Annotated in this window: 14 protein-coding genes; 4 read left to right on the plus strand and 10 right to left on the minus strand. The window is 68.4% G+C overall.

All coding sequences use genetic code 11. The features are described 5' to 3' along the window. Positions 1 to 55: 55 nt before the first annotated feature. Complete coding sequence (gene cimA, locus ACK5NO_RS01590; RefSeq protein ID WP_416810915.1) at positions 56 to 1651, minus strand: citramalate synthase; 1596 nt, start codon at positions 1649 to 1651, stop codon at positions 56 to 58. Between the two features lie 212 nt (positions 1652 to 1863). Further along, positions 1864 to 2421, minus strand: a complete 558-nt coding sequence (locus ACK5NO_RS01595; RefSeq protein WP_416810916.1) for a M48 family metallopeptidase — start codon at positions 2419 to 2421, stop codon at positions 1864 to 1866. Between the two features lie 105 nt (positions 2422 to 2526). On the opposite strand from ACK5NO_RS01595, the gene ACK5NO_RS01600 reads away from it, so the two are divergent. Both ACK5NO_RS01600 and ACK5NO_RS01605 read left to right on the plus strand, forming a co-directional pair. Continuing rightward, the gene (locus ACK5NO_RS01600) at positions 2527 to 3111 is read left to right on the plus strand and encodes a SigE family RNA polymerase sigma factor (protein WP_416810917.1); all 585 of its coding nucleotides are present in this window, start codon (positions 2527 to 2529) and stop codon (positions 3109 to 3111) included. Beyond that, on the plus strand, positions 3108 to 4091 hold the full coding sequence (locus ACK5NO_RS01605) for an endolytic transglycosylase MltG (protein ID WP_416810918.1): 984 nt from the start codon (positions 3108 to 3110) through the stop codon (positions 4089 to 4091). Before ACK5NO_RS01600 ends, ACK5NO_RS01605 begins: the two co-directional genes overlap by 4 nt. Positions 4092 to 4364: 273 nt before the next feature. Here the strand turns inward: ACK5NO_RS01605 and ACK5NO_RS01610 are convergent, their stop codons facing one another. Then, the gene (locus ACK5NO_RS01610; RefSeq protein WP_416810919.1) at positions 4365 to 5471 is read right to left on the minus strand and encodes a branched-chain amino acid aminotransferase; all 1107 of its coding nucleotides are present in this window, start codon (positions 5469 to 5471) and stop codon (positions 4365 to 4367) included. A gap of 145 nt (positions 5472 to 5616) precedes the next feature. Beyond that, entirely contained in the window at positions 5617 to 7422 is a 1806-nt protein-coding gene (locus ACK5NO_RS01615; protein ID WP_416810920.1) for an AMP-dependent synthetase/ligase, read from the minus strand. A 170-nt stretch (positions 7423 to 7592) separates the two neighbouring features. Between ACK5NO_RS01615 and ACK5NO_RS01620 the strand changes: the two genes are divergently transcribed. Further along, a complete protein-coding gene (locus ACK5NO_RS01620; protein ID WP_416810921.1) occupies positions 7593 to 7976 on the plus strand; it encodes a RidA family protein in 384 nt (127 codons plus the stop codon). A 6-nt stretch (positions 7977 to 7982) separates the two neighbouring features. On the opposite strand, the gene ACK5NO_RS01625 is transcribed toward ACK5NO_RS01620, so the two are convergent. The 4 genes from ACK5NO_RS01625 to ACK5NO_RS01640 all read right to left on the minus strand — a co-directional run bounded on the left by ACK5NO_RS01625 (position 7983) and on the right by ACK5NO_RS01640 (position 11677). After that, complete coding sequence (locus ACK5NO_RS01625; protein WP_416810922.1) at positions 7983 to 9200, minus strand: MFS transporter; 1218 nt, start codon at positions 9198 to 9200, stop codon at positions 7983 to 7985. A 109-nt stretch (positions 9201 to 9309) separates the two neighbouring features. Next, positions 9310 to 9729 carry a hypothetical protein gene (locus ACK5NO_RS01630; RefSeq protein ID WP_416810923.1) on the minus strand — a complete coding sequence of 140 codons (420 nt, stop codon included), beginning with the start codon at positions 9727 to 9729 and terminating at the stop codon, positions 9310 to 9312. A 92-nt stretch (positions 9730 to 9821) separates the two neighbouring features. Next, the gene (locus ACK5NO_RS01635; protein ID WP_416810924.1) at positions 9822 to 10712 is read right to left on the minus strand and encodes an ABC transporter permease; all 891 of its coding nucleotides are present in this window, start codon (positions 10710 to 10712) and stop codon (positions 9822 to 9824) included. Next, on the minus strand, positions 10709 to 11677 hold the full coding sequence (locus ACK5NO_RS01640) for an ATP-binding cassette domain-containing protein (RefSeq protein WP_416810925.1): 969 nt from the start codon (positions 11675 to 11677) through the stop codon (positions 10709 to 10711). The genes ACK5NO_RS01635 and ACK5NO_RS01640 overlap by 4 nt, the downstream gene beginning before the upstream one ends. Positions 11678 to 11781: 104 nt before the next feature. Between ACK5NO_RS01640 and ACK5NO_RS01645 the strand changes: the two genes are divergently transcribed. Continuing rightward, positions 11782 to 12438 carry a TetR/AcrR family transcriptional regulator gene (locus tag ACK5NO_RS01645; RefSeq protein ID WP_416810926.1) on the plus strand — a complete coding sequence of 219 codons (657 nt, stop codon included), beginning with the start codon at positions 11782 to 11784 and terminating at the stop codon, positions 12436 to 12438. Here the strand turns inward: ACK5NO_RS01645 and ACK5NO_RS01650 are convergent. Both ACK5NO_RS01650 and ACK5NO_RS01655 read right to left on the minus strand, forming a co-directional pair. Next, the gene (locus ACK5NO_RS01650; protein ID WP_416810927.1) at positions 12420 to 13115 is read right to left on the minus strand and encodes a response regulator; all 696 of its coding nucleotides are present in this window, start codon (positions 13113 to 13115) and stop codon (positions 12420 to 12422) included. The two genes, ACK5NO_RS01645 and ACK5NO_RS01650, sit on opposite strands and share 19 nt — an antisense overlap. Further along, a complete protein-coding gene (locus tag ACK5NO_RS01655) occupies positions 13112 to 15670 on the minus strand; it encodes an ATP-binding protein (protein ID WP_416810928.1) in 2559 nt (852 codons plus the stop codon). The genes ACK5NO_RS01650 and ACK5NO_RS01655 overlap by 4 nt, the downstream gene beginning before the upstream one ends. Between the last annotated feature and the right edge of the window lies 1 nt (position 15671).

Here is a 15671-nt window from a genome sequence, read left to right on the forward strand (position 1 = left end):
TCCCCCGCTTCTTGAGGGCCGATGCGCACGCAGGCTTGCGTACTAACCCAGGCGCTTAGCGCGGCGCGACGTCCGCCTTCAGCAGCCCGTAGACGAGCGAGTCGGCGAGCGCCTCCCACGAGGCCTCGATGATGTTGGGGCCCACACCGACGGTGCGCCACGTCTCGCCGGTCTCCCGGTGGACGGTGGTGATGAGCACGCGGGTGGTCGCATCGGTGCCGTGGGAGGCCTCCATGATGCGCACCTTGAAGTCGGTGAGCTCGAAGTCCTCGATCTCGGGGTATGCGCCGGTGAGCGCGGTCCGCAGTGCGTGGTCGAGCGCGTTGACGGGGCCGTTTCCTTCGCCCACGGTGACGTAGCGCGAGCCATTGGTCCGGAGCTTGACGATGGCCTCCGCGTCCGCGTCGGTGGGGTCGCCAGGCTTCGAGGACACGCGCACGCGCCACGTCTCGACGTCCCAGTACGCGGGGCTCTCCCCCAGTTCCGAGCGCAGCAACAACTCGAACGACGCGTCGGCGGCGTCGAACGTGTAGCCCGCGGCCTCGGCGTGCTTGACGCGCTCCGTCACGCGGCCCAGCAGTTCGTTCTGGCCCGCGAGGTCAAAGCCCAATTCCTTGCCCTTGAGCTCGATCGACGCCCGCCCGGCCATCTCAGACACCAGCATGCGCATGTCGTTGCCCACGAGTGCGGGGTCAAGGTGCTGGTAGAGGTCGGGGTCCACGCGGATCGCCGAGGCATGCAGCCCCGCCTTGTGCGCGAACGCGCTCGCGCCCACGTAGGGCTGGCGCGCGAAGGGCGCGATGTTGGTGATCTCTGCGACCGCGTGCGAGATGCGGGTCGACTCGGCCAGGCCATCGGCCTTGAGGGCGCTCACGCCTCGCTTGAGTTCGAGGTTGGCCACGATCGCGATGAGGTCGGCATTGCCGGTGCGCTCGCCGTAGCCGTTGACGCAGCCCTGCACGTGGGTCGCGCCCGCGGCGACGGCCGCCATCGAGTTGGCGACAGCGCAGCCCGAGTCGTTGTGAGCGTGCATGCCCAGCGGCGCACTCACCTGAGCGGCGACCTGCGCGACAATGCGCGCGACGTCGTCGGGCAGCATGCCGCCGTTGGTGTCGCACAAGCACAGCGTGCTCGCTCCCCCGCTCACACCGGCCTGTAGGGCACGCAGGGAGTAGTCCGCATCGAACTCATAGCCGTCGAAGAAGTGCTCCGCGTCCATGATCACGCGACGGCCTTCGCCCACCAGGAACGCGACCGTCTCCTCGATCATGCGCAAGTTCTCGTCGGCCTCGACGCGCAGCGCGCGCTCCGCGTGCCGGATGTCGGACTTGCACACCAGCGTGATGATGGGCGCCTCGGAATCCAGCAGCGCGCGCACCTGAGGGTCGGCCGCTGCCGTCGAGCCGGCCTTGCGCGTCATGCCAAACGCCGCGAGCTGGGCGTTGCGGAACGTCAGCTCCTTGGCCGCGAGCGCAAAGAACTCCGTGTCCTTGGGCACGGCTCCCGGCCAGCCGCCCTCAATAACCCCCACGCCCAGCTCATCCAGCAGCGGGGCGATCGCCATCTTGTCCGCGACGGACAGGTTCATGCCCTCTTGCTGCGCGCCGTCGCGCAGCGTGGTGTCGTAGACCTCAACCGTGAGATCGGTCATCGCTAGCTCCTTGAGTCCGGGTGTCACCCGCAGGTCCCGGCGTCGCCGCCCCAACAAAAAAGCCCCCCTACGGTACGGGAGGCTGCGCGTCGGGGAGGTCTCGCCGACGCGCTACAGAATGATCAGAGCGGTGTGCATCCCGGCCAGTATGGCATACGGCCGATGCGCCTGGTAGTGGCGATGCGCCGTCACCTTTCGCTCGCACCGGGCCGCTACAGCCTGCCGAGGGCGCGCTTGCGCGTGCGCCAGTCCGGAAGATGGCGGTCCATGAGGGCATAGAAGCGCGGACCGTGGTTGAGTTCGAACAGGTGGCACAGCTCGTGCACCAACACGTACTCGAGGGCGTCGTGGCCGCGCCGCGCGAGTTCCACGTTGAGGTTGATCTTGTGCAGGCTGGGGTTGCACGATCCCCAGCGGGTCCGCATGACCTTGAGCGAGATGCGCGGCTCGTCGCGCACCCCCATCCGCTCACACCACAGCGGGAGCATCTCCACCAGTGACGTGCGCACCTGCTCAGCCAGCGCATCGGCCTCATGACCCCGCTCAAGCGGCGGCTCGCGCCGCGCCGTCTCGCGGCGCGCACGCTCAATCCATGCCCGCTTAGACGCCACAAGCTCGTCGATCCGGCGCAGCGGGGTGCTGTGTGGGGCGCTGACCTTGATCTCGAGTGTCGCCGAGTCGATCCGCATGCGGATGGTGCGCATGCGTTTTCGGGTGAGCACATACTCGGGCACGGGCGCGCTGTCGAGCGGGAGATCGCGGTGGGTCATGTCGCACGTCAGTATGCGCCACGCGCGAGGGCCGCGTCGCCTTGTCCCCAACCTCGCGGCGCGACAATGCGTAGTAGCAGTCATGAACACTTCAAGGAGGACACCGTGAGCACCTGGTCACGCACCCTCGATGAACTCGTCCGCGAACGCGGCCCCGCCCTGTTCGGTTACGCCTACGTTCTGACCGGCAACCCCACGGAGGCCGAGGACCTGCTCCAAGACGCCTTGGTGAGGACGTTCCGCTCTGGCCGCCGGGTGGGCACCATCGACTCCGCGCACTCCTACGTCAAGCGTGCGATCTCGTCGGCCTTCATCGACGGGCATCGGCGCGCATCGGCCCGGCCCGTGCGTGCCACAGGCGACGCGGGGGACGTCACCCAGCAACCCGCATCGGCCGTCACGACGGACCCAGCCGCGAATGTCGCGGCAACGCTCGACCTGCACAGCGCCATCCTCGACCTGCCGCCCCGCGAACGCGCGTGCGTGGTGCTGCGCTACCTCGACGACATGCCGGTCGCCTCGGTCGCGAGCGAACTTGGCATCGCCGTCGGCACGGTCAAGCGCTACCTGTCCGACGCGGTGGCCCGCTTGCGCGTCACCTGCGCAGACGTCGACTTCGACACCACCGACTCCGTGCCCGTCGACTCCCGATCCCACTCAAACGCACCTCAGCAAGGGGGCCCCCGATGAACTCCGCACACGACAAGCTCGCCGCGATCCAGCGTGCGGGCGCCCAGCAGTTCGCCGCCACTGACCTCGCCGCCGGCCATGGCTCTGTCACCCGCACGGTGCGCCGTCAGCGCGCGGTGCGCGGCTCCGTCGCCGCCGTCGCGGGCGTGGGTCTGGTAGGCGCGGGGGCGTTCGGCATCATGCAACTGGGAGGTCCCCAGGTGGTGGGTCCCATGGTGACCCCATCGGACTCGCTCACTCCGACACCCAACGAGTCCGCCTCGCCCACCCCTGCGGTGACGGACACGGAGACGCCTGTCGCCCAGACCGTCACCGTGGAGCCCGGCATGCGGGTCTTCGAGATCGTCCACAATACTGCCAATGCGTTCGGCATGAGCGAGGAAGAGGCGCACGGCGTGTTCGAGGCCGCACTGCCCTCGCAGGCCGACGGCGAGGTCGAGGGGTGGCTGGCCCCCGGCACCTATGACGACGCCACGTCCGTCGAGGAGATTGCCCAGCAGATGGTGGATGCCCAGCTCGCGGCGCTCGACGCGGCTGGTGTCGCAGTCGATGACCAGCACCGCGTGTTGACGCTCGCGTCGATTGCTCAGGCCGAGGCGGTCCCCACGGACACCGAGGACATGCGAGGCGTCGTGACGGTCATCGACAACCGCCTCGAGCAGGGCACCATGCTCCAGTTGGAGTCGCCGCTGCGCTACTACGCCGCCCTCAACGGCCTCGACCCGAGCGACGACGGCTGGCTCATCGACACCCCGTACAACACCTACATGTACGAGGGCCTGCCTCCCACTCCCATCGGTAACCCGGACGCCGCGGCCATCGAGGCGGCGCTCAAGCCGGCCGACGAGGACTGGCTGTACTTCGCCGCCAACCCCGACACCGGCGACCTGGCGTTCTCGTCGACCTTCCACGAGTTCCAACTGGATCTGGTGGAGTTCGGGCTCATCGAGGAGGGCGACGTGCTCCCGCCGGAGAACTGATCTGCCCCGTCCCACTCCTCCCCACCGGCTCTGCCCGCCCCCTCCCGGTTGATACCCGTCTCGACAGGATCTGGGCCTCGGGTGCGTGCCTGATACCCGCCGATGCGGTGGCGCCATCCCTCCGGGGGCGCCACCGCATCGGCGCGTCGGGAGGGGCACCACTGACGTAGACGGGTATCAGTGGCGCACACACGCGCAAAAACGCGCAGAGACGGGTATCAACGGCGCTGGGGCGGCAACGCACCACGCCGGCGGTGACGCCGCCGCCGACACTCAGACGATGCGCTGCATCCAGCCGTGCGGGTCGTCCGCCCGGCCGTACTGAATGTCCGTGAGACGACCGCGCATGGTGGCAGTGAGCGCACCCGCTCCGCCGTCGCCCACAAGCACGTCCATCTCGGGAGAGACCAGGCGACCGATGGGCGTGATCACCGCGGCGGTGCCGCACGCGAACAACTCCGTCACCGCACCGGACTCGATGCCTTCGCGGAGCTCAGCGAGGGGGATGTCGCGCTCGATCACGTCGCGCCCATCGCCGCGCAGCAGGGTGATCACCGAGTCGCGCGTGACACCCTCGAGGATCGTGCCCGTCACTCGCGGCGTCCACACGGACCCGTCGCGGCGCACGGCGAACACGTTCATGCCGCCCAGCTCTTCGATGTACGTGTCGTGCTTGGCGTCCAGGAACAGCACCTGCTCGCAGCCATGGTCGGCGGCCTGCTGTTGCGGGAGCATCGACGCGGCGTAGTTACCAGCGGTCTTGGCTTGGCCGGTGCCGCCTGCACCTGCACGGTGGAAGTCCTGCGCCACCCAGATGGACACGGGCTTGACCCCGTGCGGGAAGTACGCGCCCACGGGCGAGGCGAGCAGCACGTACTCGACGGTGCGCGACGGCCGCACACCCAGGCACGCCTCCGTGCCCATGAGCGTGGGCCGCAGGTACAGCGAGGACTCATCGACGGCGGGCACCCACGCGGCGTCTACGCCCACGAGCGCCTCGATCGAGGCCATGAAGTCGTCGACCGGCAGCGCCGGGAGCGCGAGTCGCTGGGCGGAGCGCGCCAGCCGCTCGCCGTTGGCCTCGGGGCGGAACAGGTGGATGCCACCGTCGGCCCAGCGATATGCCTTGAGCCCCTCGAACACCTGCTGGCCGTAGTGCAGCACGGTCGCTCCCGGGTGGAGCACCAGGTCGGCGAAGGGCTCGACCCGGCGAGCATGCCAGCCGTCCTCGACAGTCCACGTCGCCTTGGCGATGTGATCGGTGAACTCGGTGCCAAACGGCGGGGCATCCATGCGTCGTGCGCGCTCGGCATTGGATGCCGGAGCAGGATTGCGCGTCACCTCGTAAGCGAGCGGTTCTGAGGGCACCTTTTGCTCCATGATTTCACTGTACCTGCGCTATCAGAGGGCCGATGCGACGGCTGGGTGGCGTACTCCCGTAGACATGACTTGCCTCAAGACGCGTTGAGGCCCGCGAAAATGATCCTCACTTGCCTCCAGAGAGGGAGGGTGGGGGCGATGCCCGCTAGGCGGCAGGGGCCGGGGGCTTGCCTGAGTAGATGGACTCGACCACGTCGGAGAAGTGCTGAATGACGACGGCGCGGCGGATCTTCAGCGACGCCGTCACCTCCTCGCGAGCCTCGGAGAACTCGCGCGGAAGGATCCGGAACTCCTTGATCGCCTCCGCGTGGGAGACCTGGGCGTTCGCCACGGCGATGGCCCGGCCGATGAGTTCGCGCACCCGCTCGTTGACGGACGCAGTCTCGAGGTCCATCTCGGGCAGGTCGTGGGCCGCGAGCCAGTCAGGCAGCAGCAAGGGGTCGAGGGTGACCATGGCGGACACAAAGTGACGGCCGTCGCCCAGCACGACCGAGTCTTGGATCGCGGGGTGCGAGCGCAGGGAGTCTTCGAGGATCGCGGGCTGGATGTTCTTGCCCGACGACAACACCAGGATCTCCTTCTTGCGCCCGGTGATGACCACGTGGCCGTCCTGGATCTCGCCCAGGTCGCCGGTGGCGAACCAGTCTCCGTGCATGACCTGCGCAGTCGCCTCGGGGGCGTTCCAATAGCCGGCGAACAGGCCAGCACCCTTGGCGAGGATCTCGCCGTCGTCGTCGACCTTGATGGCGCAGCCCGCGATGGGGCGACCCACGGTTCCCATGCGGTTGTCGGACACGGGCGTGCCGATCACCGCGGCGGTGGTCTCGGTGAGCCCGTAGCCCTGCATCACTGTCAAGCCAATGCCGCTGAAGAAGTGCCCGATCGTGGGGGTCAGCTTGGCGCCGCCCGCGAGCACGTACTGAAGATTGCCGCCCAGAAGGGTGCGGATCTTGCTCAGTACCAGGGCTTCGGCGATGCCGAAGCGGACCTTCAGTCCGGAGCCCACCTCGCCGGCTTCGCGCGCGATCGACATCTCGCGGGCCACCTTGGCGGACCACCGGAACAGGGTCTTGCGGATGCCGTGCATCGACGTGTCGGCGCGGTTGTAAATAGTCTCGAACACGCGCGGCACGAGCGGCATCCAGGTGGGGCGGAACGTGCGCAGGTCGCTCGCGAGCGCCTTGTGGTTGGGCGTGTAGCCAATGACGGCGCCGCTGTAGAGCGCGAGCACCATGGCCAGGCGCGCGAACACGTGCGACAGCGGCAGGAACAGCAGCACGCGAGTGTCGCCTTGGACAAAGGCCCCAAAGTCGGGGTCTGCCTCGATATTCGCGGAGTGCTCGACGAGGTTGCGGTGCGTGAGCATCGCGCCCTTGGGCCGGCCCGTGGTGCCAGACGTGTAGATGATCGAGGCGAGGTCGTCGAGCACCACGTCGGTGGTGCGCGCGTCGAGTTCGCTGTCGGAAACTTCGGTACCGAGTGCCGCGATGGCATCGAGGCCGTCAGCGGTGAGGGGGACGACGGTGACGTCGCGTTCAAGCCCGGTGACGAGTTCTTGCGCGGCGTCCGTCTGCGCGCCGACCACGGTAATCGAGGCATCCTCGACGATCCACTCGCACTGCGAGGCGGAGGACGAGGGGTAGATGGGCACCGCGACGGCGCCCGCGGCGAATACCGCGAAGTCCAGAACCGACCATTCGATGGTGGTGTCACCCATGATGCCCACGCGGTCGCCCGCGCCTACACCCGACGCGACCAGGCCCTTCGCTACCGCGCGCACGCGGGCGTGGAACTCGCCGAGCGTCACGGGCTGCCAGTCGCCGTTGTCATCCTTGACTTCAGCGAAGGCACCTTGGGGGGCGGCCTGCGCCCGTGCATTCAGCAGCGCGGTGAGGTCGAAGTGCTCATCGACGGTGGCGAGACCGGGCGCGGTCATCTCGTGGGAAGCCATGCACAAAATCCTAACCTACGCGGGCGTAACTTACGGCGACGTAGGTCCCCCTTCGCACCGGCATGTTCCCACCCCCTCAAGGCCGATGCGCGGGCTCGCCTCGCGGCCACCGCACCCTGGGGTTACGGTCGAGGGACGACGGCGTTCGATCAACCCAGGAGGTGGTCACCGTGGCAGTGACACATCTGAACCCGGCTTCCCTTCACCGCTCCCCCGTCTACGCCGCAGGCGCCGTTGGCTCGGGCACCCGCACCGTCTATGTGGGCGGCCAGAACGGCACCGATGCCGCAGGCGCCATCGAGGGCGACCTCGTGACCCAAACCGAACAGGCACTGCGCAACGTGCTCGCGGTGCTCGCCGAGGCGGGTGCCACGCAGCGCGAGGTCGTGCGGCTAGCGATCTACGTCAAGGATGGCGCCGACATCCAGGAGGGCTTCGGCGCCGCCCAGGAGGTGTGGGGCAACTACGCGGTTCCCCTCACGGTGGTGGTCGTCGCGGGCCTCGCGCGCCCGGAGGCCGTCGTGGAGATCGAAGCCGTCGCTGTCTTGGACTGAGTCCCGCTACGCCCCGGCCACGGACATGTCGGGGATGGCATGGCGATCCACGAGCCGGTTCAGCCGCTCTGACATCACCAGGCCGAGGACCACCAGCACACCGAGGAACAGCGGCAGGATCCACAGGCCGAGCCAGGTGGCGAGCACCCCGAACAGCGGCGGCATCAACGCCGTACCCGTGTACGCGGACGCCATCTGGATACCGATGATGGCCTGCGAGTTGCGCCGTCCAAAGTTGACGGGCGTGGAGTGCACGATCGCCGGGTAAATGGGTGCGGAGCCCAGGCCCGCCACCACCAGCCCGGCGAGCGCCACGACGTCCGTCGGCAGGGGCAACGCAATCATGACCACGCCGAGGCCGACGACCGCGAAGCCTCCCCGAATGAGCATCCGGTCCCCCAGCCGGTCGGCCACGAACCCCGCCAGGAAGCGTCCGGCGGTGATGCCCAGCAGATACAAGGAAGCGAACGCAGCAGCGGTCGCCGGCTCGACGCCACGATCGTCGACGAGGAAGGTCGCCGCCCACAGGATGGCGGTGCTCTCGAGCGCGCAGTAGGCGAAGAAGGCCACGAGGATCAGCACGACGCCCGGCAGGCGCAGGGCCTGCATCAGCGGAACGTGGGTGGCGGACTTGCCCGAGGGCTCGTCCTCGTCATGAACCTGGGGTGTGGTCGCATTGACGCGGCCCCACAAGGGCAGGCTCACAAAGAGCCCTATCGCGAGCACCACCTGGATGATCGCGACCACGCGATACGCACTCGCCCAACCTGCTCCCGAGGTGAGGGCGGCACTCATGATGAAGGGACTGATGGCCGCGCCCACTCCCCAGAAGCTGTGCAGCCAGTTCATGTGCTTGGCCGCATAGTGCAGGGCGACGTAGTTGTTCAGTGCCGCATCGACTGCGCCCGCGCCCACGCCGTAGGGAATCGCCCACAAGCACAGCAGCCAGAACGAACCTGAGAAGGAGAAGCCGGCAAGCGCCGCCGCGGTCATGCCCACGCTGACAGCGGTGACCATTCCCGCGCCGAACCGGCGGGTCAGACGTTCCGAAGCCAGGCTTGAACAGACGGTGCCCACGGCGATGATCGTCGTGAGGATGCCCGCGTACGCCACGGAAACTCCCAGGTCGCCCTGCATCACGGGCCACCCGGCACCCACCAGGGAGTCGGGAAGCCCCAGACTCACGAAGGCGGCGTAGATGATGGACAGCAGCAGTGCATACATGCGGGGACTGGCCTTTCACACGCGGGAAGCGCCGCGCACCGCGACACGACGAGGGTGCGCCGTCACCAGCCTAGGTCAGGCCCCCCGCAAAGAACCTCCAGGGTGACGCTCAGCCGCACCAGTCGCAGATGCCGGACAGCGGCAGACCCATGTAGCAGGTGGGGCACGGGCGCGGCTCGTCGGCGTCGTGGCGCACGGCGGCGACGGGCTCCGCAAACGTCAGCGCGCCGGCATCGGGCGCAGCAGCCGCGACAGTCTCGGGCTCAGCGATCTCGACGAACGAGGGCTCGCCGCCCAGCGGGTGAAGGGCCACGAACATGGGCGTGATGTAAGCCACGGGCTTGGCCACGCCGGGAAGCTCGAGCGCGATGTGGTCCCGGCTGCCGGGGATCGAGACGTGCTCGTAGTCCAGGCCGGTGACGGCCGCACGGATTTTGTCGACCAGTCCGAGCGGGAGACCCAGGTCCGCGAGCGCGGCATCGAGAGTGCGGAAGTACTTGCGGGAGTCGAGATCAGTCGCGAGGGTCACCGGAAAATCTTTCCTCACTATCAGAACTGCGAATGACGCGTCACGCTCAGAGTGAGACAAGTGTCACGCGGCGTGTCGCGCGACTTTAGTGACTAACGAGGATCCCTGTACTTCCACATGGTGAGTGAGCCGAACACCGCCACCAATCCGGCCGACCACGCGAGCGTCATGGGCAGCTCGGATCCCACGGGGTTGCCATCCATGAGCGCCCTGACCGCGGTCACCAAATCGGACACGGGGTTGACGTCGACCCACGCCTGCAACCACCCCGGCATGGTCGAGGGATCCACGAAGATGTTGGACCCGAACAGCAGCGGCATGAGCACGAATGACGCGACACCCATGATCGAGCCGGGGGTGCGCAGGATCAGCGACAGGAAGGTCCAGATCCATCCCAGCGAGAAGGCAAACACGAGCAGCAGCGCCACTCCCGCCACGACCCCCACGAAACCGCCGGCAGGCCGCCACCCGATGGCGAGGCACACGGCCGAGGTGACCACGGCAGCGACCACAAACCGCACTGCGTCCCCCAAGAGCATGCCTACCAGGGGTGACGGACGCCAGATGGGCAACGACCGGAAGCGATCGAACACCCCCTTGTCAATGTCGGTGCGCAGCGTGGTGCCCGTGTACATCGTGATGAACAGCACCGACTGCACCAGGACTCCGGGCGCGATATACGCGATGTACTCGCTGACCGAGCCGGCAATCGCCCCGCCAAACAGGTACGTGAACAGCAGCGTCATCACCACCGGGAACACGGTGACATCAAAGAGCTGCTCCGGCACGTGCTTGATCTTGAGCAGCGCGCGCCAGCCAAAAGTGAGCGACGTGCTGAGCGCGCTCGGCGGCTTGGGCTTGTCCGTACTCGCGAGTGCCGATGTGATCGCATGAGCCTGCGGCACGTCCGATGCGGGTGCGGCCGGGCTACCGGCGCCAGGCGGGGTCTGGGTTGCCAGGTCCGTGGTCGTCTTGTCGGTCATGCCGCGACCTCCTCATCATTTGCCGCCTCGGCGGCGTGCCCGGTGAGTGCCAGGAACACCTCGTCGAGGCTGGGCTGGCCCAAGGAGAACTGCGCGAGTTCGAGTCCGGACTCCTCGAGCGCGGTGAGCGCGCGCGTCACGCGCGCACGGTCGTCGATGGCGGCGGTGAGCGCCTGCGGGTCGTTCGTGGCCTGCACGTCGACTCCCAGCTCGCGGACGAGCAGTTCGCGAGCGGCGTCGCGATCGTCACGTCGCATCACGCGGACATGGAGCGAGGCGTCTCCCACCGAGGCCTTGAGCTCGCTCGACGTGCCCTCGGCGATGATCTTGCCGGTGTCGATCACGGAGATGCGGTCGGCGAGTTGGTCCGCCTCGTCGAGGTACTGCGTCGTCAGCATCACCGTGGTGCCAAAGCCCACCATCGCCCGAATGATGTCCCACACCTCGTTGCGCGCGCGGGGGTCAAGGCCGGTCGTCGGCTCGTCGAGGAACAGCAGCTCCGGCGTGACCACAATCGATGCGGCGATGTCGATGCGCCTGCGCATGCCACCCGAGTACTTCTTGACCTGGCGGTCCCCTGCGTCGCTGAGCCCAAAGGCCTCGAGCAATTCATCGGCACGCTTGCTCGCGCCTTGGCTCGTGTAGCCGTAAAGCTTGCCCAACAGCCGCAAGTTCTCCTTGCCGGTGAGGTCCTCGTCTACGGACGCGAACTGACCGGTCAGGCTCACCCGCGAGCGCACCTCGTCGGACTCTCTCGCGATGTCGTACCCCAGAACGGAGGCCGAACCCGCATCGGGCCTGATGAGGGTGGCGAGCATGCGGATGGCGGTGGTCTTGCCCGCGCCGTTGGGACCCAGGAACCCGTGCACCCCGCCGCGCTCGATGCTGAGATCGATGCCGTCGACAGCGCGCGTGCTTCCGTACGTCTTCACCAGGCCGTGCGTCTCGATAGCCAGGTCTGCCATGAACCCTCCCCGATTCGGTGGCGCCGATGCCTGAAGCCGCGATATGTTCACAGTGTTCACATCAACTCGACCACTGTAATCGCCCCTCTGAGGAGGCGCAAGGGATGCCCCAAGTGACGCGCACCTATCACCACGGTGACCTGCGGGCCGCCCTGGTCGAGGCTGGACTCGACCTTGCTCGCGGCGGCGGCGTCGACGCCGTGACGGTGCGCGAGGTCACGAGGGTCGCGGGGGTCTCTCCCACCGCGGCCTACCGTCACTTCGACGACCACCGCTCGCTCGTGGTCGCCGTCGCACTCGCCGCTCAGGACCGCCTCGCAGAGACCATGACCGCTCGAGTCGCCGCCGTCTCGCCCGACCAGCCCGGCCCGGCCGATGCGGCACTCGCCCGCCTGCGCGGCGTGGGCCTGGGATACATCGAGTTTGCGCTGGCAGAGCCAGGGTGGTTCGAGCTCGCGCTGCTGACCTTCGACCCGCGACCAGGGGCGGCACCGTCGGTCTTGGTCGACCACGAGGTGCCGGCGCCATTCCAGATGCTTGTCGACGCGCTCGATGAATGCGAGGCCGTTGGCGTGCTCACCGGCGCGCAGCGCGAGCACGCCGAGTGGCCGTGCTGGTCAGCGGTGCACGGCTTTGCCGATATTGCGACGCGCGGCCCGCTCGTGGGTCAGGACGCGCTCGCGCTGGTCGCCCTCGGCGAGCGCGTGGTGGTCGCGATTATTGCCGGCATCACCGCCACGGCTCACAACTCGAAGCGGTAGCCCGCCCCTGGGTGGGTGTGGAGGTGGCGCGGAGCGGCCGGATCGTCTTCGAGTTTGCGCCTCAACTGCGCGGTGTAGACACGCAGGTAGTGGGTCTCCGCGTCGTACCCCGGCCCCCACACCTCGTGGAGCAACTGGGCGCGGCCGACCATGCGGCCGTCGTGGCGCACGAGCACCTCAAGCAGGGCCCACTCCGTGGGGGTGAGCCTCACGTCGACGCCGTGGCGCGCCACGGTGCGGCGCGCCAAGTCAATGCGAAGCGCGCCCGCCTCGACCACCGCATCGTCCTCAGCGCTGGGCTGTGCACGCCGTACCGCCGCGCGCAAGCGGGCGAGCAACTCGTTCATGGCGAACGGCTTGGTCACGTAGTCGTCCGCTCCCGCGTCGAGGGCGTCGATCTTGTCTTCGCCCAGTTGGCGCGCCGACAGCACCACGATGGGCACCCGGCACCATCCGCGGATCCCCGCGAGCACCTCGAGCCCCGAGATGTCGGGAAGGCCCAGGTCGAGCACCACCACGTCTGGCCTGCCGGTCGCGGCGGCTTCGAGCGCCTGCGCGCCCGTGTGCGCGGTGGTCACGTCCCAGCCCTGGACCCGCAGGTTGATGGCGAGCGCGCGGGCCAGACCTTCGTCGTCGTCGACCACGAGGACACGGCTGCCTGCTGGCTGTTGATTCACGGCTCACCCACGCCAGCATCTTCGCGCACCGGTGGCGATGACACGAGCGGCACGGCGACCAGCATGGTGAGACCGCCTCCAGGGGTGTCCTCTGCCGACACGGTCGCTCCCACTACCTGGGCGAGTCCCTGCGCGACGGCCAGACCGAGCCCCACTCCCCCGTCCGCCACCGCATCGAAGCGCTGAAAGGCCTCGAACATCTGGGCCTTCCTGTCGTCACTCAGGCCGGGGCCTTGGTCGACCACGCGGATCACCGCCTCGCCACCGTCGGTGCTGGCGGTCACCACCACGGGTGTACCGAGAGGGCTGTGGCGGACGGCGTTGGACACCAAGTTCTCCACCACGCGCTCGAGCAGGCCGGGATCGGTGGCGACCGGCGGCAAGTCCTCGGGCAGTGACAGCGACACCCACGCATTCCAGGGCTCGACCGCAGCCGGCACCACCTCTTCGAGCGAGCTTGCCCTCAGCCGGGCCTGGACGGAACCCACCTGAAGCCGGGACAGGTCGAGCAGGTTGTCGATGAGCCTCTCGAGCCGGGAGGTACCGTCCTGGATTGTCGCCGTCAGCGTCTGTCGATCCCCGTCCGTCATGGGCACGCCCGCCGACAGGCCGTCGACCGCCGCCCTGATCGCCGCGAGCGGGGTACGCAAGTCATGGGACACGGCCGCTAGCAGGGCCGTGCGAGCCCGCTCAGACACCTCGAGCTTGCGCGCCCCTGCGGCCTCTTCACGCAGGCGCCTGTGCTCCAGCACAATCCGCATTTGACTGCCAAAGGCCTCCGCCACCTCGCGGTCGCTGGCCGCGAGAGTGCGGCCCCTCAGCACCATGCGGTGGGCGTCGTCGATGTCGACGATGGTGGGCTCGCGTTGATCGTCGGCATCGCCGCTGACGGCGAGCGGCTTCCACGGGGACCGAGCGTCGTCGCGACTTTCGAGGCACACCTGGTCGAGCACGAACACCGCGCGCAGCCGCCGCACGATCGCCTCGGCCGTGTCCTCGCCAGACAACACGGACCGCGACAGCGCCGCGAGCGTCGAGGCCTCGGCGCGAGCCCGGTACGCCTGCACAGTGCGCCGCGCGCTCAGGTCCACGACCGAGGCGACCGCGCCCGCAACAGCGACAAACACCACCAGCGCAAGCACGTCGCGCGGCTGATCGATCGCGAGCCGTCCCGTGGGCTCCGTGTGCAGCAGGTTGAGCGTCAGAAACGACAGCACTGCGGAGACGATCGCGGGCCACAGCCCGCCGATGAGGGCGACGGCCACGACGACTGCGAGCTGGAGCATCAGCGCCGTCGACAGATCCTCGGCAGCCCCTGTGCCCGCCTCGGAGATGAGCGCCACCACGATGGGCGACACCACCGCCGCGACCCATCCCGCCGTCCTGCGCGCGGGCGACATCGACGAGGTACGGGACGGTCCTCGCACCCCCGCACCGGCACCCTCATGCGTCACCAGGTGCACGTCGATGGCCCCTGACAGCCGCGCAATCGCATCGGCGCTTGAGCCCGACAGCGCCTGGCGCCAGCGCGAGTGGCGGGAGACCCCCACCACGATCATGGTCGCGTTGACCCCGCGAGCGAAGTCCACGACGGCGGCCGCGACGTCCTCACCGGTCACCGTGTGAAAGGTGCCGCCGAGCGACTCAATCTGCAAGCGCTGCGCCGCGATCGCCGCAGGCGGTGCGGACGGCAGACCGTCCGTGGGCAGGACATGGACGGCCACCAACTCTGATCCCGCCGCGCGCTGGGCGATCCGTGAGGCGCGCCGGATCAGCCCTTCACTTTCGTCGCCCCCGGTGACGGCCACGACAATCCGCTCGCGCGCGGGCCAGGTCGCATCGATGGCGTGGTCGCTGCGATACCGGGTCAGCGCATCGTCCACCCTGTCCGCGAGCCACAACAACGCAAGCTCGCGCAGCGCCGTGAGGTTGCCCTCGCGAAAGTAGCGATTGAGCGAGGCATCGACCTGCTCCGCACGATAGATGTTGCCGTGCGCGAGCCGGCGGCGCAGCTGCTGCGGCGACAGGTCAACCAACTGGATCTGGTCGGCGTCGCGCACCACCTGATCCGGCACGGTCTCGCGCTGGCGCACCCCCGTAATGGCCTCGACGTCATCCACGAGCGAGGCCAGGTGCTGCACGTTGACAGTGGTGACCACGTCGATGCCCGCCTCGAGCAGTGCGTGAATGTCCTGCCACCGCTTGGCACGGGGGGCTCCGGGCGGGTTGGTGTGCGCGAGCTCGTCCACCAAAACCACCTGCGGCGATCGCCGGATCACCCCGTCCACGTCGAGGTCGGCGATCTCGACGCCACGGTGCTCGATCACCAGCCGGTCGATCACCTCAAGGTCGCCGATTTTGGCTGCAGTCGCCTTGCGCCCGTGGGTCTCGACCAGCCCGATCACCACGTCCGTGCCGCGAGCGCGACGCCGCTCGGCCTCGTCGAGCATGGCAAAGGTCTTGCCCACGCCTGGCGCGGCCCCCAGGTACACGGTGAGGCGACCACGCGGCGCATTCTCGCCGTCGACTCTCGGCACGGGGCGCGCATCGGTCATG

This window comes from Demequina sp., assembly GCF_047975725.1.
Classification (GTDB): Bacteria; Actinomycetota; Actinomycetes; order Actinomycetales; family Demequinaceae; genus Demequina.

Coding starts and splice junctions, on each gene's coding strand:
- cimA (WP_416810915.1), bottom strand. CDS start 1,651: ATGACCGATCTCACGGTTGAGGTCTACGACACCACGCTGCGCGACGGC.
- ACK5NO_RS01595 (WP_416810916.1), bottom strand. CDS start 2,421: ATGACCCACCGCGATCTCCCGCTCGACAGCGCGCCCGTGCCCGAGTAT.
- ACK5NO_RS01605 (WP_416810918.1), top strand. CDS start 3,108: ATGAACTCCGCACACGACAAGCTCGCCGCGATCCAGCGTGCGGGCGCC.
- ACK5NO_RS01610 (WP_416810919.1), bottom strand. CDS start 5,471: ATGGAGCAAAAGGTGCCCTCAGAACCGCTCGCTTACGAGGTGACGCGC.
- ACK5NO_RS01615 (WP_416810920.1), bottom strand. CDS start 7,422: ATGGCTTCCCACGAGATGACCGCGCCCGGTCTCGCCACCGTCGATGAG.
- ACK5NO_RS01625 (WP_416810922.1), bottom strand. CDS start 9,200: ATGTATGCACTGCTGCTGTCCATCATCTACGCCGCCTTCGTGAGTCTG.
- ACK5NO_RS01635 (WP_416810924.1), bottom strand. CDS start 10,712: ATGACCGACAAGACGACCACGGACCTGGCAACCCAGACCCCGCCTGGC.
- ACK5NO_RS01640 (WP_416810925.1), bottom strand. CDS start 11,677: ATGGCAGACCTGGCTATCGAGACGCACGGCCTGGTGAAGACGTACGGA.
- ACK5NO_RS01645 (WP_416810926.1), top strand. CDS start 11,782: ATGCCCCAAGTGACGCGCACCTATCACCACGGTGACCTGCGGGCCGCC.
- ACK5NO_RS01655 (WP_416810928.1), bottom strand. CDS start 15,670: ATGACCGATGCGCGCCCCGTGCCGAGAGTCGACGGCGAGAATGCGCCG.